Annotated in this window: 27 protein-coding genes; 13 read left to right on the forward strand and 14 right to left on the reverse strand. The window is 65.0% G+C overall.

From position 1 onward, the window contains the following. Positions 1–23: 23 nt before the first annotated feature. The gene (greA, locus tag CMASS_RS03735; protein ID WP_027018614.1) at positions 24–545 is read right to left on the reverse strand and encodes a transcription elongation factor GreA; all 522 of its coding nucleotides are present in this window, start codon (positions 543–545) and stop codon (positions 24–26) included. Between the two features lie 167 nt (positions 546–712). Further along, a complete protein-coding gene (locus CMASS_RS03740) occupies positions 713–1,222 on the reverse strand; it encodes a DUF4307 domain-containing protein (RefSeq protein WP_027018613.1) in 510 nt (169 codons plus the stop codon). Between the two features lie 118 nt (positions 1,223–1,340). On the opposite strand from CMASS_RS03740, the gene mca reads away from it, so the two are divergent. The 3 genes from mca to CMASS_RS03755 are packed head-to-tail and all read left to right on the forward strand — an operon-like array spanning position 1,341 to position 3,353. After that, the gene (mca, locus tag CMASS_RS03745) at positions 1,341–2,228 is read left to right on the forward strand and encodes a mycothiol conjugate amidase Mca (RefSeq protein ID WP_022862780.1); all 888 of its coding nucleotides are present in this window, start codon (positions 1,341–1,343) and stop codon (positions 2,226–2,228) included. A gap of 9 nt (positions 2,229–2,237) precedes the next feature. After that, positions 2,238–2,549 carry a hypothetical protein gene (locus CMASS_RS03750; RefSeq protein WP_022862779.1) on the forward strand — a complete coding sequence of 104 codons (312 nt, stop codon included), beginning with the start codon at positions 2,238–2,240 and terminating at the stop codon, positions 2,547–2,549. A 33-nt stretch (positions 2,550–2,582) separates the two neighbouring features. Continuing rightward, a complete protein-coding gene (locus CMASS_RS03755) occupies positions 2,583–3,353 on the forward strand; it encodes an isoprenyl transferase (RefSeq protein ID WP_022862778.1) in 771 nt (256 codons plus the stop codon). A 9-nt stretch (positions 3,354–3,362) separates the two neighbouring features. Here CMASS_RS03755 and coaA read toward each other — a convergent pair whose 3' ends face one another. Further along, on the reverse strand, positions 3,363–4,295 hold the full coding sequence (coaA, locus tag CMASS_RS03760; RefSeq protein WP_027018611.1) for a type I pantothenate kinase: 933 nt from the start codon (positions 4,293–4,295) through the stop codon (positions 3,363–3,365). A 116-nt stretch (positions 4,296–4,411) separates the two neighbouring features. Here coaA and glyA point away from each other — a divergent pair, with 116 nt between their 5' ends. Genes glyA through CMASS_RS03775 form a run of 3 tightly spaced genes read left to right on the forward strand, consistent with a single transcriptional unit; the run spans position 4,412 to position 8,347 of the window. Then, positions 4,412–5,713, forward strand: coding sequence for a serine hydroxymethyltransferase (gene glyA, locus CMASS_RS03765; RefSeq protein ID WP_022862776.1), 1,302 nt, complete (start codon positions 4,412–4,414; stop codon positions 5,711–5,713). 49 nt (positions 5,714–5,762) lie between these two features. Continuing rightward, positions 5,763–7,652: a chorismate-binding protein gene (locus tag CMASS_RS03770; protein ID WP_022862775.1), complete on the forward strand. Its 1,890-nt coding sequence runs from the start codon at positions 5,763–5,765 to the stop codon at positions 7,650–7,652. Next, positions 7,649–8,347 (forward strand): aminotransferase class IV, encoded by a 699-nt coding sequence (locus tag CMASS_RS03775; protein WP_022862774.1) that lies wholly within the window; start codon positions 7,649–7,651, stop codon positions 8,345–8,347. The genes CMASS_RS03770 and CMASS_RS03775 overlap by 4 nt, the downstream gene beginning before the upstream one ends. Here the strand turns inward: CMASS_RS03775 and CMASS_RS03780 are convergent. After that, the gene (locus CMASS_RS03780) at positions 8,310–8,660 is read right to left on the reverse strand and encodes a DUF5997 family protein (RefSeq protein WP_240482779.1); all 351 of its coding nucleotides are present in this window, start codon (positions 8,658–8,660) and stop codon (positions 8,310–8,312) included. The two genes, CMASS_RS03775 and CMASS_RS03780, sit on opposite strands and share 38 nt — an antisense overlap. Before the next feature lie 72 nt (positions 8,661–8,732). On the opposite strand from CMASS_RS03780, the gene CMASS_RS03785 reads away from it, so the two are divergent. From CMASS_RS03785 to CMASS_RS03800, 4 genes are all read left to right on the forward strand, one after another. Beyond that, complete coding sequence (locus tag CMASS_RS03785) at positions 8,733–9,461, forward strand: type 2 periplasmic-binding domain-containing protein (RefSeq protein WP_027018609.1); 729 nt, start codon at positions 8,733–8,735, stop codon at positions 9,459–9,461. A gap of 142 nt (positions 9,462–9,603) precedes the next feature. Next, positions 9,604–10,287, forward strand: a complete 684-nt coding sequence (locus CMASS_RS03790; protein WP_022862772.1) for an LGFP repeat-containing protein — start codon at positions 9,604–9,606, stop codon at positions 10,285–10,287. A gap of 204 nt (positions 10,288–10,491) precedes the next feature. Next, positions 10,492–11,889, forward strand: coding sequence for a PhoH family protein (locus tag CMASS_RS03795; RefSeq protein WP_022862771.1), 1,398 nt, complete (start codon positions 10,492–10,494; stop codon positions 11,887–11,889). A gap of 19 nt (positions 11,890–11,908) precedes the next feature. After that, a complete protein-coding gene (locus tag CMASS_RS03800; RefSeq protein ID WP_027018608.1) occupies positions 11,909–12,439 on the forward strand; it encodes a GNAT family N-acetyltransferase in 531 nt (176 codons plus the stop codon). A gap of 12 nt (positions 12,440–12,451) precedes the next feature. Here CMASS_RS03800 and CMASS_RS03805 read toward each other — a convergent pair whose 3' ends face one another. From CMASS_RS03805 to glpX, 4 genes are all read right to left on the reverse strand, one after another. After that, positions 12,452–14,041, reverse strand: coding sequence for an MDR family MFS transporter (locus CMASS_RS03805; protein WP_022862769.1), 1,590 nt, complete (start codon positions 14,039–14,041; stop codon positions 12,452–12,454). Next, a complete protein-coding gene (locus CMASS_RS03810) occupies positions 14,035–14,637 on the reverse strand; it encodes a TetR/AcrR family transcriptional regulator (protein ID WP_022862768.1) in 603 nt (200 codons plus the stop codon). The genes CMASS_RS03805 and CMASS_RS03810 overlap by 7 nt, the downstream gene beginning before the upstream one ends. 128 nt (positions 14,638–14,765) lie before the next feature. Continuing rightward, positions 14,766–16,175 carry a class II fumarate hydratase gene (locus tag CMASS_RS03815; protein ID WP_022862767.1) on the reverse strand — a complete coding sequence of 470 codons (1,410 nt, stop codon included), beginning with the start codon at positions 16,173–16,175 and terminating at the stop codon, positions 14,766–14,768. 80 nt (positions 16,176–16,255) lie between these two features. Beyond that, positions 16,256–17,260, reverse strand: a complete 1,005-nt coding sequence (gene glpX / locus CMASS_RS03820) for a class II fructose-bisphosphatase (RefSeq protein WP_022862766.1) — start codon at positions 17,258–17,260, stop codon at positions 16,256–16,258. A 98-nt stretch (positions 17,261–17,358) separates the two neighbouring features. Between glpX and CMASS_RS03825 the strand changes: the two genes are divergently transcribed. Further along, on the forward strand, positions 17,359–17,925 hold the full coding sequence (locus CMASS_RS03825) for a DUF4245 domain-containing protein (protein WP_027018607.1): 567 nt from the start codon (positions 17,359–17,361) through the stop codon (positions 17,923–17,925). A gap of 3 nt (positions 17,926–17,928) precedes the next feature. Here the strand turns inward: CMASS_RS03825 and CMASS_RS03830 are convergent, their stop codons facing one another. From CMASS_RS03830 to xseA, 3 genes are read right to left on the reverse strand one after another with little or no spacing between them, the layout of a single operon-like run. Beyond that, positions 17,929–18,282, reverse strand: coding sequence for a hypothetical protein (locus tag CMASS_RS03830; RefSeq protein WP_022862765.1), 354 nt, complete (start codon positions 18,280–18,282; stop codon positions 17,929–17,931). A gap of 2 nt (positions 18,283–18,284) precedes the next feature. After that, the gene (locus tag CMASS_RS03835; RefSeq protein WP_022862764.1) at positions 18,285–18,566 is read right to left on the reverse strand and encodes an exodeoxyribonuclease VII small subunit; all 282 of its coding nucleotides are present in this window, start codon (positions 18,564–18,566) and stop codon (positions 18,285–18,287) included. Positions 18,567–18,605: 39 nt separating this feature from the next. Continuing rightward, positions 18,606–19,847, reverse strand: a complete 1,242-nt coding sequence (gene xseA / locus CMASS_RS03840; RefSeq protein WP_022862763.1) for an exodeoxyribonuclease VII large subunit — start codon at positions 19,845–19,847, stop codon at positions 18,606–18,608. 78 nt (positions 19,848–19,925) lie between these two features. Between xseA and CMASS_RS03845 the strand changes: the two genes are divergently transcribed. After that, entirely contained in the window at positions 19,926–20,885 is a 960-nt protein-coding gene (locus tag CMASS_RS03845) for a 4-hydroxy-3-methylbut-2-enyl diphosphate reductase (RefSeq protein ID WP_022862762.1), read from the forward strand. Positions 20,886–20,892: 7 nt separating this feature from the next. Here CMASS_RS03845 and CMASS_RS03850 read toward each other — a convergent pair whose 3' ends face one another. From CMASS_RS03850 to CMASS_RS03860, 3 genes are read right to left on the reverse strand one after another with little or no spacing between them, the layout of a single operon-like run. Next, positions 20,893–21,468: a DUF6542 domain-containing protein gene (locus tag CMASS_RS03850; protein ID WP_273665906.1), complete on the reverse strand. Its 576-nt coding sequence runs from the start codon at positions 21,466–21,468 to the stop codon at positions 20,893–20,895. Between the two features lie 21 nt (positions 21,469–21,489). After that, positions 21,490–22,548 carry a DNA recombination protein RmuC gene (locus CMASS_RS03855; RefSeq protein WP_022862760.1) on the reverse strand — a complete coding sequence of 353 codons (1,059 nt, stop codon included), beginning with the start codon at positions 22,546–22,548 and terminating at the stop codon, positions 21,490–21,492. A gap of 8 nt (positions 22,549–22,556) precedes the next feature. Then, positions 22,557–23,939, reverse strand: coding sequence for an AI-2E family transporter (locus tag CMASS_RS03860; RefSeq protein WP_240482773.1), 1,383 nt, complete (start codon positions 23,937–23,939; stop codon positions 22,557–22,559). Positions 23,940–24,000: 61 nt separating this feature from the next. On the opposite strand from CMASS_RS03860, the gene ychF reads away from it, so the two are divergent. After that, on the forward strand, positions 24,001–25,089 hold the full coding sequence (gene ychF / locus CMASS_RS03865; RefSeq protein WP_022862758.1) for a redox-regulated ATPase YchF: 1,089 nt from the start codon (positions 24,001–24,003) through the stop codon (positions 25,087–25,089). Positions 25,090–25,216 lie beyond the last annotated feature (127 nt).

A 25,216-nucleotide genomic window follows, 5' to 3' on the forward strand; every position in this document is an offset into this window, starting at 1 on the left:
GTGGGTAGGTGAGTGTGGTCGGGTTAGGACTTGCGCTCGGTGGCGGCCTTAGCCGAATCATACGGCGCGGCGGACTCGATGGTCACCGAGATGGTCTTGCCGCTCGGGGCGGAGTAGGTGCGGGTCTCACCCTCCTGGGCACCCAGGATCGCGGCGCCCAGCGGGGACTGCTCGGAGTAGGTCTCCAGGTCCTTGTTGTCCGAGGCCGCCGCACGGGTGCCGATGAGGAAGGTCTCCTTATCGTCCTTGTCGTCGTTGTAGTAGACGTGCACGACGGAGCCGATGTTGGCCACGCCTTCCTCGACGCCCTCACGCTCGGTGGTGGAGTTAGCCAGGATCTCCGAAATCTGCTTGATGCGGGCCTCTTCCTGGTCCTGCATCTCACGGGCGGCGTCGTAGCCCGCGTTCTCCTTCAGGTCGCCCTCTTCGCGGCGCTCGTTAATTTCCGCCGCGACGACGGGGCGGTGATCAATAAGCTCCTGCAGCTCGGTCTCGAGCTTTTCCTTGGTCTCGGGGGTGATGTACTGCTTCTGCTGCTCAGCCATACTTCCAACCTTCCCTGTCTAAAAGAACATCGCGGTCTTATAAAAATGGGGCGGCGACGCGAGTTGGGTAAAAGTTGCGCATCTGCCGCCACACGGTGCGCACAGGATCCTAACACAACAGCGGATGCATCTCCCCGCCTTCTCCTGCGCTGTTTACCCCTAACGCGTCAGGAGTTCTGGTACGACTCCACGTAGTCGGGGTGGTCGGTGTCCAGGTAGTCCGGAACGTTGCTCGAGCAGCCGTACGCATCCCCCGAGACCGCGCGGTGGTTCGTGGGAATGTCCACCGCGATGCGCTGGGTGTCCACCCCGTCGGGGGCGAGCGGGATGTCGCGGCGGCCCACCTCCGCCTTGTTGTAGTTAAACGCCTGCACCACGCAGTAGGCCGGCTCGTCCGGCCGGTTGCGGGTGACGTCCACCCACACACGCAGCGTGTGGTCATCGATAACCTGCTGGGTCACGTAGCTCATGCGGGCGTTGACCTCGCGCTGCTGCTGCACGTAGCGCGCCGCGTAGATGCCGGTGACCACGACGATGGCCACCATGAGCAGTACCAACAGACGGCCGGTGAGGTTGGAGCTGCGGTCGTGCGACTGGGCATCGTCACGCGCGGTGCCCGGCCCCTGGCCGTAACGGCTCGCGCGAGAGTGCGGGACAGAAGAACCAGCGGGAGTCATGCTGGACATGTTATCCAACTGCGTAGTTAGTCCACGTATCACCTAAGATAGTTCGGGTTAGTGAGCCGCTTTTCGGCGGTAAGAATGAAAGCTTTTGCAAGGGGATGGTTCGGCGACCATGAGCACGATGCGTCTTCTAGCTGTTCACGCCCACCCCGATGACGAATCGTCCAAGGGCGGGGCAACCATGGCGCGCTACGCCGCGGAGGGTCACGAGGTTATGGTGTTGACCTGCACCGGCGGCGAGCGCGGGTCCATCATCAACCCAGCGATGGACAAGCCGGGGGTTATCGAAAATCTGCCGCAGGTGCGCGCCGAGGAAATGGCTGAGGCCGCCCGCGCGCTGGGCGTGGACCACCGCTGGCTCGGCTACGAGGATTCGGGACTGCCGGAAGGCGATCCCCTCCCGCCGCTGCCGGAGGGCTGCTTCGCCCGGCTTGACGATGCCGCGGTGGCCGCCGACATCGTCAAGGTCATCCGCGAGTTCCGCCCGCACGTCATCATCACCTACGACGAAAACGGCGGCTACCCGCACCCGGATCACCTGATGGTGCACCGCGCGTCCATGATCGCCTGGGACAAGGCCGGCGACCCGGACTGGCACCCAGAGCTCGGTAAGGCATGGGAGCCGCAGAAGCTCTACTACACGCACGGTTTCATCTACCAGCGCATGGAGCTGCTCAATAAGTGGCTGGAAGACAACGGCCACGACAGCCCCTTCAGCGGGGTGCTGGAACGCTGGAAGGACGGTGCCGAGGACCTGATGCAGCGGGTGACCACCCGGGTTGAATGCGGTGACTACTTTGAAAACCGCGATAACGCCCTACGCGCCCACCGCACCCAGATCGATCCAGATGGGTTCTTCGTCATTGTTCCGTCCGAGGCGCAGAAGGAGATCTGGTCCACCGAGGAGTTCGAGCTGGCTTCTTCCCGCGTGGAGACCACCTTGCCGGAAGACGATCTATTTGCTGGTATCGAGGGATACGAGCCCACCAAGGAGGCGTAAATTCCCGCAATGATTACTTCTGCTGTGCTTCGCGATGCCCCGCTGGCCATCAACCACGTCGCCGTGCTCGCCCAGACCTACGGCGACAAGCCGATCGGCCCCGAGTTTGGCAAGGCCTCGCCCATCGGCCTGCTCATCATGGTCCTGCTCGCCATCGCGGTCATCTTCGCCGGTTGGTCGTTCCACCGGCGCTACTCGCGCTTCCGCCGCCGCTCGCTGTTCGCCCAGCGCCACGGCATCGATCCGTTCGATGAGGAAAAGCTGGACGCCGCCATGCGCGAGGCCGGGATCTACGATCGCCGGAAGAAGTCGAAGTTCTAGCACCCCGGGTGAAGACGTCTAGGATTTAGCATCGTGGAACTTTTGCCTCGCCTCCTGTACCCGCTCTACGAGGCCCACCTGCGCCGTGGCCTCAAGGGCAAGCCGCAGCCGAAGCACGTCGCCATCATGGCCGACGGCAACCGTCGCTGGGCGCGCGAGGCCGGGTTCACCGACATCAGCCACGGCCACCGCCAGGGGGCGAAAAAGATCAGCGAGATGATCTCGTGGTGCGAGGAGACCGCCATCGAGGTGGTCACCATCTACCTGCTGTCTACCGAGAACCTGAAGCGCTCGGAGACCGAGGTGGCCCTGCTGTTCGACATCATCGCGGACGTGGTGACGCAGCTGGCGGACAAGGCTCACAACTGCGAGGTGCGGCTGGTGGGCCACCTCGACCTGTTGCCGGAGCAGATGGCCGCGCGCATGCAGGAGGACGCGGCGACAACGAAGGACAAGGACGGCGTCATCGTCAACGTGGCGGTCGGCTACGGCGGCCGGCAGGAGATTGTCGATGCCGTGCAGAACCTCATCCGCTCCCAGGCGGACGCGGGAGTAGCCGCGGCGGATATGGCGGAGACGGTGACGGCGGAGTCCATCGCCAAGCACCTGTACACCCGCGGGCTGCCGGACCCGGATCTGGTGATCCGCACCTCCGGCGAACAGCGCCTGTCCGGGTTCCTGCTGTGGCAGGCTGCCTATTCCGAAATCTGGTTCACCGACACCTACTGGCCGGCGTTCCGCAAGATCGACTTCCTGCGCGCACTGCGGGACTTCTCCCAGCGTTCCCGCAGGTTCGGCAAATAGCCGGCCGGTTTAAATCTTGCGCATTCGTACCTTCTGCACGAGGTGATTGTCGCCCTTGCGCAGCACCGCGGAGGCGCGCACGCGGGTGGGCAGGATGTTTTCCACCAGGTTGGGCAGGTTCACCGACTGCCACACCTCGCGGGCGAAAGCGATGGCCTCATCGTCTTCCATGTCCACCAGCTCGGCGAAGTGGGCGCCCGGTTTGCGGAAGGCGGTCTGCCGCAACTTCATGAACCGGTTCATGTACCAATCCTCGATGGTGTCGGTGGGCGCGTCGACGTAGAGGGAGAAGTCGATGAAGTCCGAGACCATGAGGGTCGGGCCGGTTTGCAGCACGTTGAGGCCCTCGAGGATGAGGATGTCCGGCTGGTGGACCACCTGGAACTCGTCCGGCACGATGTCGTAGGAGATGTGGGAATACACCGGCGCCTTGACCTCCTTGTGCCCCGACTTCACGTCGGTGACAAAGCGCAGCAGCTTGCGGCGGTCGTAGCTTTCCGGGAAACCTTTGCGGGCCATGAGTCCGCGCGATTCCAACACCTCGGTGGGGTAAAGGAAGCCGTCGGTGGCCACGAGCTCGACGTCCGGGTGGGTGTCCCAGCGCTGGAGGAGGACCTGCAAGAGGCGCGCGGTGGTGGATTTGCCTACGGCCACGGACCCGGCCACGCCGATGATGAACGGCACGTGGGTGGGCTCGCTGTCCAGGAATGATTCGGTCGCGGCGGTCAGCTCCTGGCGCGCCTTGACCATCAGATGGATGAGGCGGGACAAGGGGAGGTAGACCTCTTCGACCTCGTTCAAGTCGAGGTGTTCGCCCACGCCGACGAGCTGTTCGACTTCGTCCGCGGACAGGACTTGGGGCATTGAGCGCCCGAGCTCGTGCCAGGAGGCGCGGTCGAAGTCGAGGTAGGGGCTGGGGCCGGGATCGTGCGATCGGGACATGGCCACCATTGTGACACCCCGCCCGTTAGCGGGGAGATATCGGATCGCGGCGCAACCAGCTTAGATATGATGAGGGCCACTGCGATTAGGCGACAAGGCGATAAGGAAGGAAGCCGATGACTGCCCACGATTCCACCGATGTCCGCTACCAGGACCTGCGCGAACTTGACCCCGACGTCTTCGAGGCCATCCAGGGCGAGATTTCCCGTCAGCGGGACACCCTGGAGATGATCGCCTCCGAGAACTTCGTGCCGCGTGCTGTCTTGCAGGCGCAGGGCTCCGTGCTGACCAACAAGTACGCCGAAGGCTACCCGGGCCGCCGCTACTACGGTGGCTGCGAGCACGTCGACGTGGTGGAGGACCTCGCCCGCAATCGCGCCAAGCAGGTTTTCGGCGCGGACTTTGCAAACGTCCAGCCGCACTCCGGCGCGCAGGCGAACGCGGCCGTGCTTGCCTCTCTGATTAACCCGGGCGACAAGATCATGGGCCTGTCGCTCGCGCACGGCGGCCACCTCACCCACGGCATGAAGCTGAACTTCTCCGGCAAGCTTTACGATGTCGCCGCCTACGAGGTCGACGAGGAGACCAGCCGCCTGGACATGGACAAGGTCCGCGAGCAGGCGCTGGCGGAGAACCCGGACGTCATCATCGCCGGCTGGTCCGCGTACCCGCGCACCATCGACTTCGCGGCGTTCCGTTCCATCGCTGACGAGGTCGGCGCCTACCTGTGGACCGACATGGCCCACTTCGCCGGCCTGGTCGCCGCCGACCTGTACCCGTCCCCGGTCCCGCACTCCGACGTGGTCTCCACCACCGTGCACAAGACCCTGGGCGGCCCGCGCTCCGGCATGATCCTGGCCAAGCAGGACTACGCGAAGAAGATCAACTCCAACGTCTTCCCGGGCCAGCAGGGCGGGCCGCTCATGCACGTCATTGCCGCGAAGGCCATCGCCATGAAGATCGCCGGCACCGAGGAGTTCCGCGAGCGCCAGCAGCGCACCATCGAGGGCGCGCAGATCCTGGCCGAGCGCCTGACCGCCGACGACACCAAGGAGGCCGGCGTCAACGTGCTCACCGGCGGCACCGACGTCCACCTCGTCTTGGTCGATCTGCGCAACTCCGAGCTCGACGGCCAGCAGGCCGAGGACCTCCTCCACGAGGTGGGCATCACCGTCAACCGCAACGCGGTGCCGAACGATCCGCGCCCGCCGATGGTCACCTCCGGCCTGCGCATCGGCACCTCCGCGCTGGCCACCCGCGGCCTCGACGCGGAGGCGTTCAAGGAGGTCGCCGACATCATCGGCACCGCTCTGGCCGCCGGCAAGAACGCCGACGTGGACGCTCTGCGCGCCCGCGTGGACAAGATCGCCGAGCACTACCCGCTCTACGACGGCCTGGAGGACTGGAAGCTCGTCTAACGGCTCGCCGTCAACGCGCTCACGCGCTAGAAAGGGCCCGCGTAACACCGTGCGGATTCTGGTTGTAGATAATTTCGACTCGTTCACATACAACCTGGTCGACTACCTCCGCCACGGGGCGCGGGCCCTTGGGCTGTCCGCCGACACCACGGTGGTCACCAATGACGTCGAGCTGGATAGTGCCGAACTAGCCGCGTTTGACGCCGCGGTCATCTCACCCGGGCCGGGCACCCCGCACAACCCGGATGACATTGGGCTCAGCGCCGCCGTCTTGGATTCTTTTCGTGGCCCCATCTTGGGCGTGTGCCTGGGCATGCAGGCGATGGTCACGTGGCTGAGCGGCGCGGTGGGACTCGCCCCAGAACCGGTCCACGGCCGCACGACTCCCATCCGGCACACCGGCGGCGCCCTCTTCGCAGGCATTGACTCCCCGCACGAGGTGGTGCGCTACCACTCGCTGTGCGCGGTCGAGGTGCCCGCCGAGCTGGCGGTCACCGCAGTGACTGACGATGCCGCCGCCATCCCCATGGCCGTCGAGCACCGCGCACGTCCGTGGTACGGCGTCCAGTTCCACCCGGAGTCAATCGGGGATAGTGCGCGCACGCGGCTGGTGGAAAACTTCCTCGCCATCGCGCGCGATCACCAGCGGGCCCTGGCCAACGGCGCGTTTAGCGTACGCACGCTGGGGCGCGCGGTGGATCCGGCGGCTGTGGCTCAGCAGCTGCGCCCGGGGAACTCGTTCTGGCTCGACGCGGGCGGTTTCATCATCCTCGGCGAGGGTGCGCGCCACCTCACCTACGACGTGGAGAGTAACTCCGCGGACTTCTTCGACGCGTGGAACGACGCCTTCCGCGCCCGCCGCGTGGACGCCAGCGCGGAGCCCATCCCTGGTTGCCCGTTCGCGCTGGGGTGGGTGGGCTACCTCGGCTACGAGCTGGGAAAGCTCTGCGGGGCAGGTGAGATGCCGCGCTATCCCGGCCCGGATGCGCAGCTCATGTTCTGCGAGCGCGCGATAGTCATCCACCCTGACCGCGACGAGACCTACCTGCTGTCCTTCGCCGGCGACGACGAGTGGGAGATAGCCGAACCCGTACGCCGCCAGCCGCCGCGCCCAGCCGCAGCCGCTCGACCGACGCCAATTCCCGTCCACCCCGAGACCGACTACCTCGCGCTTATCCGGCGCGCGCAGGAGCTTATCCGGCGCGGCGAGTCCTACGAGGTGTGCCTGACCAACCGGCTGGAGTTGCCGCAGCTGGCCGACCCACTCGCGGCGTTTGCGACCCTCCGGGAGAACAACCCCACGGGGCGCACCGGTTATCTCGACTTCGGGAACCTGCAGCTGCTTTCCACCACGCCCGAGCTCTTCCTCGCCGCCGATGCGGCCGGCACGGTGACCTCGAAGCCAATCAAGGGCACCCGGCCGCGGGGAACCGCGGACACGGACGCAGACATTGCGGCGGAGCTCGCTGGGTGCGAGAAGGACCGCTCGGAAAACCTCATGATCGTCGATCTTGTGCGCAACGACCTCGCGCGCGTGTGCGACGACATCGCCGTCCCGCAGCTGTGCGAGGTGGAAACCTACCCCACGGTGCACCAGCTGGTCAGCACAGTTACCGGGAAATTGCGCGCCGGGCACACGCCTATCGATGCCCTGCGGGCCGCCTTCCCCGGCGGTTCCATGACGGGCGCGCCGAAACGGCGCACGATGCAGATCATCAGCGAACTCGAAGGCACCTGGCGCGGCCCGTACTCCGGGGCCTTCGGCTACCTATCTCTCAACGGGGCGGCGGATTTCTCCATGGTCATCCGCACCCTGGTTAACACGGAGGCGGGAGCGTCCTACGGGGTGGGCGGGGCCATCCTGCACCTGTCCGATCCGGCCGAGGAGTGGGAGGAAACGCGTGTCAAGGCGCGGGTATTGGAAGGACTCGAGCCGTGACCCGCGTGCCCATCGTCGACTCTTTCCTCCTCAAAGAGGGGAGGGTGGTCCGTCCCGACCTGCACCGAAAAAGATTCCACCGTGACGCCGTGTGGGCGGGCGCGCCGGGGCACGACGTGGACCACTACTTCGCGCACGTCGGGCGCGAGCTGCCTGTGCACGGCGAGTGGTTCCCCAAGCTGCAGTGGGACGGGTCGGACTTTCACCTCGACGTCCGGCCGGCGCCGCCGCGCAGAGACACAACGACGCTCGCGGTGCTCCCTGGTCGGGAGACGGACCCGCGGCGCCACCCCGCGGTGAAGGGGCCGGATTTACACGTGCTGGGCGATATGCGCAACGCGGCGAGAGAGCGCGGCGCGGACGACGCTGCGATCGTTTCCGGCGGCTGCGTCCGCGAGGCGGCAAACGGAACATTGATATTTGCCACCGATACTGGGCTGGCGACCGCGCCGGACGATTATCTCCTGCCCTCGGTGACGTGGCAGGCCACGGTGGATGAGGTGGGCATCGTCAAGCACACGCGGGACATACCGCTCGACGAGGCGCTGCGCACCCCGGCCTGGTGCCTGAGCGCACTGCACGGTTGGACCGCGGTGACGCGGTGGGTGCTGCCCAGCGGCGAGCAGGTCCCCGCGCCGGACGTGCCGTGGAGGGGCTTTACTCGTCGTCTGTGGACTCGGGCTGAGCGCTGGTAGCGTCACGCTCTTCGGCGTGCTGGCGGCGCGCATCGCCCAGCCACCGCGGCTGGTCTTCCAGGAGGGCTTTGATTTCCTCGGTAGTCAACGGCTTGTCCATGTCGTTCTTTTTCAGCGCGTTGACCGAAATGCCGAGCTTCTGCGCGACGATGGGGCGCGGGTGCGGGCCGGTGCGGCGCAGCTCGTTGAGCCACTCCGGCGGGTTGTGCTGCAGTTCCCGCAGCTGTTCGTGCGTTACGGCCGATTCCTGGAACTCGGCAGGCGCGGCCGGCAGGTAGATTCCGAGCTTCTTCGCGGCAGTCTGGGCACGCATCGCGGTGCCGGACGGGGTCTGTGCTTGGTCACTCACGCGGTCTACGGTAGCACTGTCGATACACTGCACAGCATGCTCCGCATTAGCTTTGTTACGGGAACCGAACCGGGGAAGTGGTTTCGCCGCTTTTCCGCTCACACCGCGCACGGGGAACTGCACACCCGCGGCGTGGACGATCCGGTCGCGGAGTTGCTGGCCGGCGCGGCGGATGTGGCGCTGGTGCGCAGCGCTCCGGGAGGACTAGACGCACGGCTCGACCCGGACTCCTGCCACGTCGTCCGGCTCTACCGCGAGGCCCCAGGCATCGCGGTCCCGAAGGGCTCGGTGTACGCGGAGGTGGGGGAGAAGGTGCGGGCCGCCGACGTGGCGGATGAGCACGTGAACTACCGTGCGGAAAGCGCCGCTGACCTGGACATCGTCGAGTTGCGCACCGCGTTGTCGGTCGTGGGCGCCAACGTGGGCGTGGCGTATGGGCCGTGGCCGCTGCTCAAGGTCTTAAGCAAAAAGCAGGTGGTGGCTCTGCCGTACGTCGGCGACGACGCCGTGGCGACCGAGGTGTCCTTGGTCTGGCGGAAGGCGGACGATGGCCCGGCGATTCAGGATTTCGTCGGGGTGGCCAAGGGGCGCACGTCGAACTCCTCCCGGCAGGAAAAGCCGAAGGCGAACCGCAGCGCGCGGGAGAAGACGCTGGCGAAGCAAAAACGACGTGCGGAAAGGGCAACCGGCGCGAAAAGCAAGGGTTCGCGCAAGTCGTTATCGAAAAGTAAGAAATCGCGTCACCAGCGCAAACGTGGTCGCTGAACGGGGTTTGTGCCGTCGAAGGAGCGCCAAGTTGGATTTTCGTTGAAAGCCCACTCAGCGGATAGTTAGGGTGGGGGATCGACCGTTGCAGACCAGCGGTTGTCGCAATTTAGCCCGTGATTTTTCGACGAAAGGAATTGCCATGAAGAAGATCACTCGCGGTCTCATGAGCGGTGTCGCCGCTGCTGCACTTTCCGTGTCCCTCGTTGCTTGCTCCGAGGCTGACGACGCTGCCGACAAGGCTGGCGACGCTGCCGAGCAGGCCACCGACGCTGCTGGTGACGCCAAGGACAAGGCAGGCGACGCTAAGGACAAGGCTGGCGACGCTGCTGACGATGCCAAGGACAAGGCAGGCGACGCCAAGGATAAGGCTGAGGACAAGGCCGGCGAGGCCAAGGACAAGGCCTCCGAGAAGGCTGGCGACGCCAAGGACGGCGAGATGACCGACGTCGTTACCGCCGACGGCTCCAAGGAAGTCCCGGCCAAGCTGGCCGAGGCCATCGACGAGCACAAGGACACCTGGGGCGCTATCCAGACCGTCGAGCAGAAGGGCGACAAGTTCCTGGCGACCTTCGACGACGACAGCAACAACCTGGTGTACTCCGAGGACACCGGCGTCGTTGAGCTCGTCGGCCAGATCGGCGAGACCTGGAAGGCACAGGGCGGCATCGACTCCGAGATCGGCCTGCCCACCGCCGAGGAAACCAAGGCTACCGAGGGCACCGGCTGGACCCAGGAGTTTGAAAACGGCACCATCTCCTGGCTGAAGGGCACCGACGGCGAGAACTCCGACGGCATGTTCTCCGGCCACGTCGACATGAAGTAAGCACCGCGTGCTTACTGGCCCCGTGGGTTTCCCACGGGGCCTTTTTTGTATCTGACTGCGGCGTCTAGTGTGGCCGGTGTGACACGAGCGGTAGGCGTGCCGTGAGGTTACGTGAAGTTCATCTTCCAACCATGTAATTTCAACCTTTCCTGTTTAGGTTGAAGGTGTCCGATGAAGACGCTGCCACAGGGAGAGCCTGCATTCATGTTTGACTCCACGACCATCCGCCCAGCATCGGTTCCGGCCCCGGCCTCCGATTCCCTTTCTGATTCCCCACACACTCCCGACACCGAGGTCATCTCCTACGTCCTCGACACCTCGGTTCTCCTCTCGGACCCGTGGGCGCTGAAGAAATTCGCCGAACACGACGTCGTGCTTCCCGTCGTGGTCATCTCCGAACTGGAGGGGAAGCGTCATCACCCAGAGCTTGGCTGGTTCGCCCGCCAAGCTCTTCGTCTTTTAGAGGAGATGCGCAACACCTACGAGCGCCTCGATCAGCCCGTGCCGGTCAACGTGGAAGGCGGCACCCTGCGGGTGGAGCTCAACCACCAGGACCAGTCGGAGCTGCCGGTCGCGTTCCGCGGCACCGAGGGCGACCACCGCATCCTGGCGTGTGCGTACAACCTCGCTGCGGAGGGCCGCCACACCGTGCTGGTGACCAAGGACGTCCCGCTGCGCGTCAAGGCCGGCGCCGTCGGCGTCCAGGCCGACGAGTACCGCGCCCAGGACGTCGTGCTCACCGGGTACACCGGCATGGCCACGGTGCACACGACCAGCGAGGCCATCGGCGAGCTGTACCGCGACGGGGAGCTGCTGCTTGACGATGTCCTGACCGACCACGGAACCCCCGTCAGTGAGCTGCCCGTCCACTGCGGTGTGAAGCTCGTCCACCAGCAGCAGTCGGCGCTGGGGCGGGTGACTAAGGACGGCGCCATCCAGCTCGTGCGTGGCGATGCCAACGCGTTCGGCCTCCAGGGACGCTCCGCTGAGCAGCGCATCGCGCTCGACTGTCTTCTCGATCCCTCGGTGGGGATCGTCTCGGTCGGCGGCCGCGCCGGCACCGGTAAATCCGCCCTCGCGTTGTGCGCGGGTCTCGAGGCGGTCCTGGAGCGCGGCGAGCACCGCCGCATCATTGTCTTCCGCCCGATGTACGCGGTCGGCGGGCAGTCGCTGGGCTACCTGCCCGGCTCCGAGTCGGAGAAAATGAATCCGTGGGCGCAGGCGGTCTACGACACGCTTGAGGGGCTGGTCTCGGACAACGTCATGGACGAGGTCCTCGACCGCGGGCTCATCGAGGTACTCCCGCTGACCCACATCCGCGGCCGCTCGCTGCACGATGCGTTCGTCATCGTGGACGAGGCGCAGTCGCTCGAGCGCAACGTGTTGCTCACCGTGCTGTCCCGCCTGGGCAGCGGATCCCGCGTGGTGCTGACCCACGACGTCGCCCAGCGCGACAACCTGCGCGTGGGGCGGCACGACGGTGTGCAGGCGGTCATCGAAAAGCTGAAGGGCCACGAGCTGTTCGCGCACATTACCCTCCAGCGCTCGGAGCGTTCCGCCATCGCGGAGCTGGTCACCGACCTGCTGGAAAGCGATCAGTAAACCAGGGATAATGGTGCGCATGCCAGAAAAGGACTTTGTCATTCGTCCGTTCCGCAAGGAAGACTACGACCAGATCTGCGAGATCTACGAGGAAGGCCTGCGCACTGGCCACGCCACGTATGAGACCCGCGCGCTGACCTACGAGCAGTTCACGCGCTCGAAGATCACCGCGTCGGTGTCCGTGGCCGTGGAGGCTGACGACGACTCGGTGATCCTCGGCTGGGTGTCAGCGGCGCCGGTCTCGTCGCGCTCCGTGTTCCACGGGGTGGTGGAGGATTCGGTCTACGTGAGCTCCGCCGCCCGCGGCCGCGGGATTGCCGGCGCGCTGCTCGACCACCTCATCGAGACGTGCCAGGGGCTGCACAAATGGGCCATTCACGCCTGGATTTTCCCCGAAAACGAGGGCTCGAAGCGCCTGCACCTGTCCCGCGGATTTAGAAAAGTCGGTACCTACCGCCACCTAGCCAAGATGACCTACGGCGACTTGGCGGGAGAGTGGCGAGATACCGACGTGTACGAAAAGTTGCTGCCTAAGCCGGACGGGGCCTAAGCGGGATAGCGCTTAGTCCACCGTCTCCTTGAGCTTGTCCTCGCGCAGCGGCAGCATCACGAGCAACGCGAGGATGACCAGCGGCACCATGAGCCGCAGCACGGGCATGAGCCCGTCGTTGTAGCTGTCCAGGATGGCGTCGCGGATAGGCCCCGGCAGGTTGGCCACGAGCTCCGGCGTCAGGGAGTTCGTCCCAGCGCCGCCACCGCCGGCGCCATTGAGCTTCTCGGCGTACTGCGCGCCCTCCGGGCCCATCGACTTGATGGCGCCCGGCAGCTTGTCCGCCATCTCATTTTGCATGTTGTGGATGAACAGCGAGCCGGCCAGGGAAGCGCCGATGGCGCCACCGATCTGGCGGAAGAAGTTGTTCGCCGCGGTGGCGGTACCGACCTCCGCGACTGGGAAGGCGTTCTGCACGATAAGCACCAGCACCTGCATGACGAAGCCCAGGCCGATACCGAACACGAACAGGTAGCAGCCCAGGACGGTCAGCGAGGTGTCCTTGGACATCGTGGACAGCAGCAGCAGACCCACGGCGGTAATAGCCAGGCCGATGAGCGGGAACATCTTGTAGCGGCCGATGCGCGAGATGATGAAACCGACACTGGTGGAGGTGCCGATGAGGCCGACCATCATCGGGATCATCATCAGGCCCGCCTCGGTCGGGGTCATGGTGTGCACCATCTGCAGGTAGGTCGGCATGTAGGCGAGCACGCCGAACATGGAGATGCCCATGAACGTGCCGGCGATGGTGGTCAGTACCATGTTGCGCGTCTTGAACAGGCGCATCGGGATCAGCGGGTGCTGCGCGCGGTTTTCCACGAAGACGAAGATGATCGCGGAAATGAGGGCGGAAATGCCCAGGCCCCACACGTGCGGATCCGACCACTCGTACTCGGTGCCGCCCCACGTGGTCATGAGGATGAGCGAGGTGGTGGCGATGATGAGGAAGATGGTGCCCAGCCAGTCGTAGCCGGCGATACCGCTCTCGCCCTTGCGCAGGCGCAGAACCAGGGTGCACACGAGCAGGGCGAGCAGGCCCAGCGGGATGTTGAGCCAGAGTCCCCAGCGCCAGCCCGGGCCGTCGGTGATCCAGCCGCCCAGGACCGGGCCGAGCACGGAGCTTAGGCCAAAGACGGCGCCCATGATGCCCATGTACTTACCGCGGTCACGGGCGGGAACAACCTCCGCCACGATGGACTGCGAGGAGATCATGAGGCCGCCGGCACCGATGCCCTGGATGGTGCGGCCGATGATCAGAAGCTCCATGGTGTGGGCGAAGCCGCCCAAGGTGGAGCCGATCAAGAAGAAGATGATGGCGGTGAGGTAGAGCGGTTTGCGGCCCAGCCGGTCGCCCAGCTTGCCGAAGACCGGCAGCGCCACCGTCATGGCCACCAGGAAGGACGAGATGACCCAGCTGGTCTTATCCACGCCGCCGAGGTCGCCGACGATGGTGGGCAGGGCAGTAGCAAAGATGGTCTGGCCCAGCGAGCTCATCAGCATGGTGAGCATGAGGCCGGAGAAGACCGTGAGCACCTCGCGGGTGCTGTAGGTCGGCTTAGGCTGCCGCTTTGCGCGCGGCGCCTCCGGGGTTTCTACCATTTCATTCCTTTCGCGTAATCGGTGAGAGTTTGCGCAGCTGAAGCATGTGTTTCACCAAGTAGTCCGTGGAGCCACATCGCCTCGCGGACGAAGGCGGCAATGATGAATGCCTCCTTTCGGGCCGGCAGGTCCGGACGCCGTCGGTCGGCCGGGAAAGCCTCCAGGCGTGCCTCGACGGCATCGATAAGGCTCAGCACTCGGGTGCGGTGATGGCTGACCGCGATGGCGGCCGCCTCCGGTTGCTGCAGGAGGCGCTTGCGTCGCGCGGTGATGTCATCGCCCGCTCCCTGCTTGCGGTGCATTTCCGCGATGAGCTCGAGGGCGAACTTGATGAGGTTGTCGGTTTCTTCCGTGAGGAACCGCTCCCGGATGGCGGGATCGGGCGTGACCAGCGCGGTGCCGAAGACCGCTTCGTCTTTCGAGTCGAAGTAATTGAAGAAGGTGCGCCGGGAAATTCCGACGACCCCGCAGATCTCTTCGACGGTGACGTTGCTGAGTCCCTTCTCGTCCACCAGGCGGGTGGCGGCGTCCTCGATATTTCGAGTTGTTTCTAGGCGCTTCTTCTCCCGAAGAGACGTGTGACTTTCTTCTTGCACGCCATGCAACTTTACATGGAGTGCAAATTTGCGCCAACACTGAAAGGAAGTGATTTTAGGCAAACACGCAGAAACCCCGCCCTCGGTCACACACCGAGGGCGGGGCAGTGAGGGAGATCGCTGAGAAACTAGAAGTTATCGCGATCCGTGTTAGCCATGTCGAGGACGTCGAGGCGGCGGTCAAGCTCTTCCTCGGTGAGCTTATCGCCGTCGACGAAGCCCAGGTCGATGACGGCCTCGCGGATGGTGATCTTCTCCTTGAGCGCGTGCTTTGCCACCTTGGCGGCGTTCTCGTAGCCGATCGCCGAGTTCAGCGGGGTGACGATCGACGGCGAAGACTGCGCGAGCTCCTTCATGCGGTCGGCGTTGGCCTCGATGCCGTCGACCATGCGCTCGGCCATAATGGAGCTGACGTTGCCCAGCAGGCGTGCGGACTCGAGGATGTTGCGCGCCATGACCGGCACGAACACGTTGAGCTCGAACTGGCCCTGGGTGCCGCCGAACGCCACCGCGGCGTCGTTGCCAATGACCTGCGCGGAAACCTGAGTAGCGGCCTCACACAGGACCGGGTTGACCTTGCCCGGCATGATGGACGAACCCGGCTGCAGGTCCGGCAGGTGCAGCTCGCCCAGGCCGGTCAGCGGGCCGGAGCCCATCAGGCGGATGTCGTTGGCGATCTTGTACAGGGAGACCGCGACGGTGCGCATGGCGCCGGAGAACTCGACCAGGCCGTCGCGTGCGGCCTGCGCCTCGAAGTGGTTCTTCGCCTCGCTGAGCTCGTCCACGCCGGTGAGCTTCTTCAGCTCTTCGGTCACCTTCGCGCCGAAGTCAGCCGGGGTGTTCAAGCCGGTGCCGGCAGCGGTGCCGCCGATGGCCAGCTCGCCCAGGCGCGGCAGGGTTGCTTCCACGCGCTCGATGCCGAGCTCGATCTGGCGGGCGTAGCCGGAGAACTCCTGGCCCAGGGTGACCGGGACGGCGTCCATGAGGTGGGTGCGGCCGGACTTGACCACTTCCTTCCACTCGTGCGCCTTCTTCTGCAGCGACTCGTGCAGGGTGCGCAGGCCCGGCAGCAGCTGGTTGAGGGCTGCCTCGGTGGCCGCGACGTGGGTGGCGGTCGGGAAGGTGTCGTTAGAGGACTGGCCCATGTTGACGTGGTCGTTCGGGTGGATCTCCACGCCGTTGCTCTTAGCGATGGACGCGATGACCTCGTTGGTGTTCATATTCGACGAGGTGCCCGAACCGGTCTGGAAGACGTCGATGGGGAACTGGTCGTCGTGCTTCCCATCGGCGATTTCCTTACCGGCGGCGATAATGGCATCGGCCTTGTCGGCATCCAGCGCGCCAGAGTCCTTGTTGACCTGCGCGCACGCGACCTTGAGCAGGCCCATCGCGCGGATCTGGGCGGATTCCAGGCCGCGGCCGGAGATGGGGAAGTTCTCCACCGCGCGCTGGGTCTGCGCGCGCCAGAGGGCGTCCTTCGGGACCTTGACCTCGCCCATCGTGTCGTGCTCGATGCGGTACTCAGTCGAATCAGACATGGAAATAAAACTCCTTAAGTTCGTCCAGGTTTCGCTGGCTTATCCCAGTATGGCCAAAATAGCGGTGCGGTGCCGCCGATTTACTCCGCGGTGTAGTCGACGACGGAGTACTCCTGCAGCTTCGACAGCTTGTGGAAGGAGTCGATGTAGCGAATCGTGCCGGACTTGGAGCGCATGACCAGCGAACGGGTCTTCGCGCCGGCCGCGCGGTAGCTGACGCCCTCGAGCATGTCGCCGTTGGTCACGCCGGTGGCTGCGAAGTAGCAGTTGTCGGAGGAAACCAGATCGTCGAGGTGGAGCACCTTGTCCAGATCGTGGCCGGCGGCGCGCGCCTTGTCAGCCTCTTCCTCGTCCTTCGGCGCGAGCTTGCCCTGGATGGAACCGCCCATGCACTTGAGGGCGCAGGCGGTGATGATGCCCTCCGGAGTGCCGCCGGTGCCCATCATCAGGTCGATGGTGGAGCCTTCCTGGGCGGTGGCGATGGCGCCGGCTACGTCGCCGTCCATGATGAAGCGGACCTTCGCGCCGGCCTCGCGGATCTCGCGGACCAGCTGCTCGTGGCGCGGGCGGTCCAACACCACGACGGTGATATCGGCCGGGCGCACGCCCTTGGCCTTTGCCACGGCATTGATGTTGTCGGCCACGGACGCGTCCACGTCGATGACGTCGGCTGCCTCCGGGCCGGTGGCGATCTTCTTCATGTAAAAGACCGCGGAGGGGTCGTACATCGTGCCGCGCTCGGCCGCCGCGATGACGGAAATGGCGTTCGGGCGGCCCTCCGCCATCAGGCGGGTGCCGTCGACCGGATCGACGGCGATGTCGAGTGCCGGGCCCTCGCCGGTACCGACGTGCTCGCCGTTGAACAGCATCGGCGCCTCGTCCTTTTCACCCTCGCCGATGACGACGACGCCGTCCATGGCCACCGAGTTAATCAGCTGGCGCATCGCGTCCACGGCCGCGCCGTCGCCCTCGTTCTTCTGGCCGCGACCAACCCAGCGGCCCGAGGCCAGGGCGGCTGCTTCGGTGACGCGGACGAGTTCCATCGCGAGGTTGCGGTCCGGGGTCTCGTGGGACGTATTCGACATTTCTTCGCCTTCCTTACTTCCTTAAGGGTGTGTATCCCCCGTCAATCAAAGCACAACCGAAAGTGGGAAGGCAGTACCTGTGTGCGATACTTGGGCGCGTGGCTGCAGAGAAGAAACCGAAGCTCTTTGAGGGCGGCAAGGACATCATGCTGTCGCTTGGCGTCGTGGTCGTACTGATGTTGCTCGTCGTCGGCGGCACCGGACTGTGTTCGGTGGATTCGGAAAAATCGGATCTGGCCGTCAATCACGAGGTCGACCCGAAGCCGTTTCTGGAAATGGAGGCGCAATCCACGCAGACCGCCATCCGCATCCCTCACGTCCCGGAGGGGTGGTACGCCAACTCCACGCGCCGCAGTGATCTCGGCGGCGAGCCCGCTTCGATGGTGGGGTGGGTGACTGCCGATGAAGGCTTCGTGCAAAGTACCCAGACGGACTTGCCGCTTGACGATGCCGTCGCTGCCTACGACGAGCACTACCGCCCGGACGAGGAAACTCAACGCATCGCGGGCACGGACGTGCACATTTTCCACGCCGACGAGCGCAACGCCCGCGACGTGTGGGCCGCTGATTTAAACGACGCTCGCGTGCTTCTCAGCGGCTCCGCCAAAGATGACGACTTCCGCGCGCTGATGGAGGCGTTCATCAACGCGCAGCCGGTGTCGTAGCGTTTAGGAGAAAGTGAAGGTCTGCAGCTCTTCACCGAAGTGGACGGCGACGCCGTGGTTCTTCACGGCCTCCTCCAGCTCGCCCGGGCTCAGGCCGGTGAGCTTCTCCTTGCCCACGTACACCTCGATGTTCTCGTCCGACTTGCGCGGATCAACGGTGACGGCGGAGACCTTGCCGTCTTCGAAGTGGATGGTCACAGAGTTGTTGAAGTACTGGACTGCATCGTCCAGCTGGGTGTGCGACGGACCGAAGAAGTCCTCGACCTTCTTTTCCGAGTCGCCGAAGTAAATGGAATCCGCGGAGCCCGACTTGGATACGAAGTCGACGCGATCTTCCGGGTAACCGATAATCTGCATGTCTAGTTCTCCTCATCAGTGGAGCGTTCAGGGGAATTCTCGGCGCCGTCAGCCAGCGCCCGTTCCACTCTACGTGCGGCTCCGTCGAGGTGCTGCTCGCACGCCTTAGCCAAGGCTTCGCCCCGTTCCCAGTACTGCAGCGACTCGTCCAGGCCCATCTGGCCGAGCTCGAGGATCTTCACGGTCTCCACCAGCTCGTCGCGGGCTTCTTCGTAGCTCAGCTCGTTAACGGGGCGGAAAGCGTCGTCGCGCTGCTCGCCGGTGCCAAAGGTATCGGTGCTCATGTCTTCTCCTGAATTTTTCGTAGCTAGTCTGACGGTTAGTTAGTCTGCCGGTTTATTCTGCATCGCGGCGGCGGTAATGGAGCCGTCAGTAACGCGGATGCGCAACTGCGACCCTGGCGGCGACTGCTCGTGCGAGGTCACTACCTCCGGGCCGCTGCCATCGCGCGGCAGGACCTGGACGATGGAGTACCCGCGCTCGAGCGTGGCGGCCGGCCCCAGTGCGGACACCCGCGCCCGCAGCGAAGCGGTGTGGTTCTTCTCGCGGTCGATAAGGTGCGTGATGTCGCGGCGCATCAGGGTGCGTTGCTTGTCGATGTCCTCCCGGCGCCCCTCCACAGCCGACAGCGGGTCTGCGAGGACGGGGCGGGATCGGACATCGGCAAGCACCCGGCGTTCCCGCTCAACCCAGCCGCGCAGGGCGGCGGTGAGCCGGTCGCGGGCCTCCTCCAGAAACGCGCGCTCCTGGGCGGCGTCGGGGACGACGCGCTTAGCAGCATCGGTAGGCGTGGCGCCGCGCAGATCAGCCACGTTGTCCAGCACAGGGGTGTCCGGCTCGTGACCGATGGCGGAGACCACGGGGGTGCGCGCTGCCGCCACCGCGCGCTGGAGGGACTCCTCCGAGAAGGGGAGTAGATCCTCCACGGAACCGCCACCGCGGGCGATGATGATGACGTCGACCTCTGGGTCGTTGTCGAGCGTGCGCAGCGCGTCGATGACCTGGGGCACCGCGGTGGCGCCCTGGACGGCGGTGTTGAGCACGCGGAAATTCACGTTGTCCCACCGCGCGCGGGCAACCTCCAGCACGTCTCGCTCAGCGGCCGAGCCGCGGCCGGTGATCAGCCCGATTTTCTGCGGCAGGTACGGCAACGGCTTCTTTCGCGCCGGGTCGAAAAGCCCCTCCGCGGACAGGCGGCGCCGTAGTTCCTCGATGCGGGCGAGCAGTTCGCCGATACCGACGTGGCGGATCTCCGTCGTCCACAAGGAAAAGCTGCCGCGGCGGGTATAAAACGCCGGTTTGCCGCGCACGACGATGCGGTCGCCGTCCTGAAGCGGTGAATCCAGCGACTGCAGAAGATTAGTGGGGCAGGTCAGCTGCACGGAGGCTTCCTTTTCCACGTCTCGAAGCGTGAGGTAGGACAGCTTCCACGTGGGTTTGACGTTGATTTGGGTGAGCTGCCCTTCGACCCAGATGACCCCGAGCTTTTCTATCCACCCTTTGATCTGATCGTTGACCTGGCTGACCGGCCAGGCGGTTTCCGGGGTGTTGGCGGCTTGATTCACAGGCAGGTGTCCCTTTCGAGTTCACGATCCGGGTTCCCAGTGTATGGATATGGTCGGACATTCGATACCCTAGGGCGCATGACGGAAGCTGCGAAGAAGGTACTCCTCGCTGCTCCCCGCGGCTACTGCGCGGGAGTGGATCGAGCGGTAGAAACCGTGGAAAAGGCGCTGGAAAAGTACGGCGCCCCGATTTACGTCCGCAAACAGATCGTGCACAACCGGTACGTGGTCGAGTCACTGTCGCGCCGCGGCGTCATCTTCGTCGATGAGGCGGCGGACGCCCCCGAGGGCGCCCGGCTGATTTTCTCCGCCCACGGCATCTCGCCCGCAGTGCGCAACGAGGCCGGCGAGCGCAAGCAGCTCACCCTGGATGCGACGTGCCCGCTGGTGACCAAGGTGCACCGCGAGGTGCAGCGCTTTGCCCGCGACGGCTACCACATCCTGCTCGTGGGCCATGAGGGGCACGAGGAGGTTGAGGGCACGGCCGGCGAGGCCCCAGAGGTCACGCATCTTGTCGATGGCGTCGACGGCGTGGCAAAGCTCCCCGAGTTCCTCCACGACGAAAAGCTGGTGTGGCTCTCGCAGACCACGCTGTCGGTGGATGAGACGGTGACCATCGTCAATAAGCTGCGCGAGCGTTTCCCGCAGCTGGAGAACCCGCCGTCAGACGACATTTGCTACGCCACCCAGAACCGCCAGGAGTCGGTGAAGGCGATCTCGCCGAAGTGTGATCTCATGATCGTCGTCGGCTCGCAGAACTCGTCGAACTCCAAGCGCCTGGTCGAGGTAGCACTGGACGCCGGGGCGCGGGATTCGCACCTCGTGGACTTTGCTAACCAGATCGAGGAGGCGTGGCTCGACGGCGTAGAGACCGTCGGCGTGACCTGTGGCGCCTCCGTGCCGGAGCTGCTCGTCCGCGAGGTGCTGGAGTTTCTGGCCGAGCGCGGCTACACCGACGTCGAGCAGGTGACCACCACGACGGAGACCATCCAGTTCTCCCTGCCGCGGGAGTTGCGCGCCAAGCGCGTGAACAAGTAAGGCGCGACTACCGGCGCGGCTGGCCCGCGCGCACGTTCGGATCCGGACGGTGCGCGCGGGTTTCTTGCTCGTTGCGGGCGATGAGCTCGGCTACGGACAGGCGGTTGTCGCGGTTGCGGCGATCTGCCTCGGCGGTAGCGCGGCGCGTGTACTGCGCCTTCGCGCGGTCATTTTCGGCGCGTCGCTTCAGGCGCTTGAGACGCAGCCAGCCGATGACAACTGCCGCCAGGAAGGCCACCAGCAGCCACGGGAAGAGTTCGGCGGTGGGAAATACCGAGGTAATGAGCGTGGTCTTGGCAAAGGGCCGCTTGTCCTCGGAGCCGGCGCGGAGGGTCACCAGCCAGCCGGCGAGCGGCGTAATCAGCACGTACCACAGGGGAATCGTGGCGACGGAGACGAAGATCCCGCGCGGTTCCACGAACGCGGCGACCGCCACCGCGGAGACGATGAGGCACACCGCGTAGGGCCACGAGACATCGCCAGTCAGAAGCGATAGCAGCAGACCGGTGATGAGGGCAGCGATGAGGATCGCTACCGCGGTCCACACGGGTAGCGCGGATCGGTGGGGGCGATTTCTGCTCATTACGGTGTGCGACACGGCCACTTAGTCTACCCGGCGGGATTCGGAGGAGTGCCTGCCGGGCCTCGCCGGGCGCGTGTCGATGTATCGCGGCTCCACCGGAGCCCGATCCGTCCGTGTCGTGATGTCCATCTCCGATAGCCGGCGCGCGGTCACCGCCACCCGCGAGTCGAGGGACGCCAGAGTGGAGTTGTAGGCCTCCACCGTCTTATTGAGCTGGCGGCCCACCGAGTTGTAGTGCTCACCCAGCGTGTTCAGCCGCGTGTAGAGTTCGCGGCCTAGGCGCTGGATCTCGCGGGCTTTCTCTGAGACGTCTTCGTTTTGCCACCCGAGCCCTACCGTGCGCAGGAGTGCGAACAGTGTCGTCGGCGTGGCGATGACCACGTTGCGCCCAAACGCGAACTCCAAAAGCTCCGGATCGACGTTGAGTGCGGCGTCTAAGAACGGATCGGCGGGGACGAAGAGGACGACGAATTCCGGGGTGGGGTAGAAGGCGTCGATGTAGTCCTTGTGTGACAAAGCCACGACATGGTTGCGCAAGAGGTGGGCGTGGCGCCGCAAGTAGCCGGCGTGCTCTTCTGGGTCGGTGGTCTCTAGGGCGTCGAGGTAGGAGGAGAATGGCACCTTCGCGTCCACGACGATGTGGCGGCCGCCGGCGAGGTTGACCACCAGGTCGGGGCGCACCGTCGCGCCGCGGGAGGTGAGGTGCGCTTGGGGTTCGAAGTCGACGTGTTTGACCATGCCGCCCAGCTCAACGACGCGCTCGAGCTGCATCTCGCCCCAGCGGCCGCGCACGTTTGGCGAGCGCAACGCGGTCACCAGCTCTTCGGTGCGGTCGTTGAGACGTGCGGAAGTCCGCATCATCGTCTGCAGCTGGCTCGCCAAGGTGGCCATATCACCCGCGCGGTCCTTTTCCAGCGCGTGCAGGTGCTGGTTGAGCCCCGCCATGGCGTTTTCCAGCGGAACGAGGTCGTGCGCCGGCGGCGGGGTCTCGTCCTGCCGGCGATCCCGTACCAGCCAGCCGAGGACCGCGCCCACGGCTAGCCCGAGGAGAAGGAACACGACTGAAACCGCTGTGCTCACTGGCAGGTCTACCTCCGTTTTCCAAACAGTGTGTCGAGAGCTTCTTTGGCCCAGTTGCTTCCCGTGTCCGTACTGGTGGGCGCGGCGTCCATGTCGATGTTCACCTCGTCGGTCAGCGGTTTGTCCTCCGAGACCAGGTCCTCGGCGGCCGCCGCGCTAGCTGCCTGCTCGGGGGCCTGCCGCCACACCGCGCGGCGATGCTCGCCCTGGGCCTCCGAGTAGCGGCCGGCGAGGTAGCCGGCGGAGGTCACGAAGTGAATGTCGTCGACCCGCTTCTCGCCGGATTGCAGCATCATCTGGTCCTGGAAATAGCGGTAGCCTACCGCCACCATGGCGGCCGCGGGTACGGCGAGGAATGCGCCGACGAGGTTGAACAGAGCGGATCCCACGGTGACCGACACCAACACAATGACCGGGTGCAAGTCCATTGCTTTGGACTGCAGCCACGGGCTCAAGATGTTGCCTTCCAACTGTTGGACCAAAAGCACGAGGCCGAGCACCAAAAGCGCCTGGGTAAAGCCCAACGACACTAGCGCGATAAGTACCGACAGCGCACCCGCGACGATTGCGCCGATGAGCGGGATGAAGCCCGCGATGAACGTGATGATGGCCAAGGTCAGTGCGAGCGGCACCCCGATGAGGAGGAGGCCGAGGCCGATGAAGACGGCATCGACAAGCGAGACCAGCGCCTGCGCCCGAATGAAACCGCCGAGGGTCTTCCACCCGCGGGTGAGAAGCTCGGTGAGGTGCCAGCCGGTGCGGCGGCCCGTTGCGCGGCGCAGCCAGGGCAGGAACCGGTCGCCGTCCTTGAGGAAGAAGAAGGTGAGGACGGTGACGATGAACAGCGTGATGACGATGGACGTCGCCGTGCCGATACCCGTAAAGACCGAACCCGCGATATTGCCGGCGCGCTGCTGCAGCCACGACGCGATTTCGTCGACGTAGCTGCCCATATCCTCAGAGTTGAGGTTGAGCGGCGGGCCCTGTGCCCAGATCTGCAGGCGCTGAATGCCCTCGACCGATTGCAGGTAGAGCGACTGTGATTGCCGTGCAAAGCTCGGCGCGATCACAGCGATGAGCGCACCGACGAGCCCGAACGCGCCCAGCACCGTGAGGATGGCCGCGAGCGCACTGGGCAGCCCGATCTTCCGCAACCCCTGGGCGACGGGGGAGAGCACAGTGCACACGATAAGCGCGAGCACGACCGGCAGGATCCCCTGCCAGAAGTTGCCCACCAGCTGGGCGGCCAGGTAGAGCATCGCCCCGATGAGGACGAGCCGCACCGACCACAGGGCGGCGCTTTTGACCACTTCGCCGACGACAACCGAACGATCGACCTGATCGCCCGGCGGGTGTGGCGAGATGGAGTCGAGGTCTTCGTGTTGATTCACGCACACCATCTTGCCCGAACACCATCTAGCGGGTGAAAAGTGGTGCGTTAGGATTGCCAGCGTGAGTCTTACACTAGGTATTGTCGGTCTGCCCAACGTGGGCAAGTCCACTCTGTTCAACGCCCTGACCCGCAGCGAGATCCTGGCGGCCAACTACCCGTTCGCCACCATCGAGCCCAACGTCGGGCTCGTGGAGCTGCCTGACCCGCGCCTGGATCGCTTGGCGGAGATGTTCAACTCGCAGCGCATCCTCCCGGCGACGGTGTCGTTCGTGGATATTGCGGGCATCGTCAAGGGTGCCTCCGAGGGTGAGGGAATGGGTAACGCCTTCCTGTCCAACATCCGCGAGGCCGATGCGATCTGCCAGGTGGTGCGTGCGTTTAGCGATGACAACGTCGTCCACGTCGACGGCAAGGTCGACCCGGCGAGCGATATTTCCGTCATCAATACCGAGCTGATCCTCGCGGACCTGCAGACCATCGAAAAGGCTCTGCCCCGCCTGGAAAAGGATGCGAAGAAGAACAAGGACCTAGCGGAGGTCGTCGACGCCGCGAAGAAAGCCCAGGAGGTGCTGGAAGACGATCGCACGCTCTTCGCCGCCTCCAAGGAAGGCGAGGTCGATCTCGGCCTGCTCAAGGAGCTGCACCTGATGACGGCGAAGCCGTTCCTCTACGTCTTCAACTCCGACGAGGAGGTGCTTACCGACGACGCGAAGAAGGACGAGCTGCGTGAGCTGGTCGCGCCGGCCGAGTGCGTCTTCCTCGATGCCCAGACGGAGACGGAGCTGCTGGAGCTTGACGATGCCGCCGAGGTCCAAGAACTCCTCGAATCCGTCGGCCAGTCCGAGCCGGGCCTGCAAACGCTGGCGAAGGCCGGCTTTGAGACGCTGGGCCTGCAGACCTACCTGACTGCCGGCGAGAAGGAAGCCCGCGCCTGGACCATTCACCAGGGTGATACCGCTCCGCAGGCGGCGGGCGTTATCCACTCCGACTTTGAGAAGGGCTTCATCAAGGCTGAAATCGTCTCCTACGACGACCTTGCCGCCGCCGGGTCCATGGCAGACGCGCGTGCCAACGGCAAGGTCCGCCAAGAGGGCAAGGACTACGTCATGCAGGACGGCGACATCGTTGAATTCAAATTTAATGTGTAACGCGGAGCGTTAATGACGTTTCGCGTTATTGGGGGGGGGGGAGGTTGAAGAGCGCTGTCTCTAACTCCGGTTTTCGTTCGGCCTCGGTCCATTCCGCTACCTCGTGTGTAGAATCTGCAAGCGGTAT

The sequence above is a fragment of the Corynebacterium massiliense DSM 45435 genome (assembly GCF_028609805.1).
Taxonomy (GTDB): Bacteria; Actinomycetota; Actinomycetes; order Mycobacteriales; family Mycobacteriaceae; genus Corynebacterium; species Corynebacterium massiliense.

What these genes read in the sequence shown, in the direction of transcription:
- mca (WP_022862780.1), top strand. Translation starts at nt 1,341, where the DNA reads ATGAGCACGATGCGTCTTCTAGCTGTTCACGCCCACCCCGATGACGAA.
- greA (WP_027018614.1), bottom strand. Translation starts at nt 545, where the DNA reads ATGGCTGAGCAGCAGAAGCAGTACATCACCCCCGAGACCAAGGAAAAG.
- CMASS_RS03830 (WP_022862765.1), bottom strand. Translation starts at nt 18,282, where the DNA reads ATGCAGATTATCGGTTACCCGGAAGATCGCGTCGACTTCGTATCCAAG.
- CMASS_RS03800 (WP_027018608.1), top strand. Translation starts at nt 11,909, where the DNA reads ATGCCAGAAAAGGACTTTGTCATTCGTCCGTTCCGCAAGGAAGACTAC.
- CMASS_RS03740 (WP_027018613.1), bottom strand. Translation starts at nt 1,222, where the DNA reads ATGACTCCCGCTGGTTCTTCTGTCCCGCACTCTCGCGCGAGCCGTTAC.
- CMASS_RS03780 (WP_240482779.1), bottom strand. Translation starts at nt 8,660, where the DNA reads ATGCGTGCCCAGACTGCCGCGAAGAAGCTCGGAATCTACCTGCCGGCC.
- CMASS_RS03785 (WP_027018609.1), top strand. Translation starts at nt 8,733, where the DNA reads ATGCTCCGCATTAGCTTTGTTACGGGAACCGAACCGGGGAAGTGGTTT.
- CMASS_RS03845 (WP_022862762.1), top strand. Translation starts at nt 19,926, where the DNA reads ATGACGGAAGCTGCGAAGAAGGTACTCCTCGCTGCTCCCCGCGGCTAC.
- CMASS_RS03835 (WP_022862764.1), bottom strand. Translation starts at nt 18,566, where the DNA reads ATGAGCACCGATACCTTTGGCACCGGCGAGCAGCGCGACGACGCTTTC.
- CMASS_RS03805 (WP_022862769.1), bottom strand. Translation starts at nt 14,041, where the DNA reads ATGGTAGAAACCCCGGAGGCGCCGCGCGCAAAGCGGCAGCCTAAGCCG.
- coaA (WP_027018611.1), bottom strand. Translation starts at nt 4,295, where the DNA reads ATGTCCCGATCGCACGATCCCGGCCCCAGCCCCTACCTCGACTTCGAC.
- CMASS_RS03790 (WP_022862772.1), top strand. Translation starts at nt 9,604, where the DNA reads ATGAAGAAGATCACTCGCGGTCTCATGAGCGGTGTCGCCGCTGCTGCA.
- CMASS_RS03815 (WP_022862767.1), bottom strand. Translation starts at nt 16,175, where the DNA reads ATGTCTGATTCGACTGAGTACCGCATCGAGCACGACACGATGGGCGAG.
- CMASS_RS03795 (WP_022862771.1), top strand. Translation starts at nt 10,492, where the DNA reads ATGTTTGACTCCACGACCATCCGCCCAGCATCGGTTCCGGCCCCGGCC.
- glpX (WP_022862766.1), bottom strand. Translation starts at nt 17,260, where the DNA reads ATGTCGAATACGTCCCACGAGACCCCGGACCGCAACCTCGCGATGGAA.
- CMASS_RS03850 (WP_273665906.1), bottom strand. Translation starts at nt 21,468, where the DNA reads ATGAGCAGAAATCGCCCCCACCGATCCGCGCTACCCGTGTGGACCGCG.
- glyA (WP_022862776.1), top strand. Translation starts at nt 4,412, where the DNA reads ATGACTGCCCACGATTCCACCGATGTCCGCTACCAGGACCTGCGCGAA.
- CMASS_RS03750 (WP_022862779.1), top strand. Translation starts at nt 2,238, where the DNA reads ATGATTACTTCTGCTGTGCTTCGCGATGCCCCGCTGGCCATCAACCAC.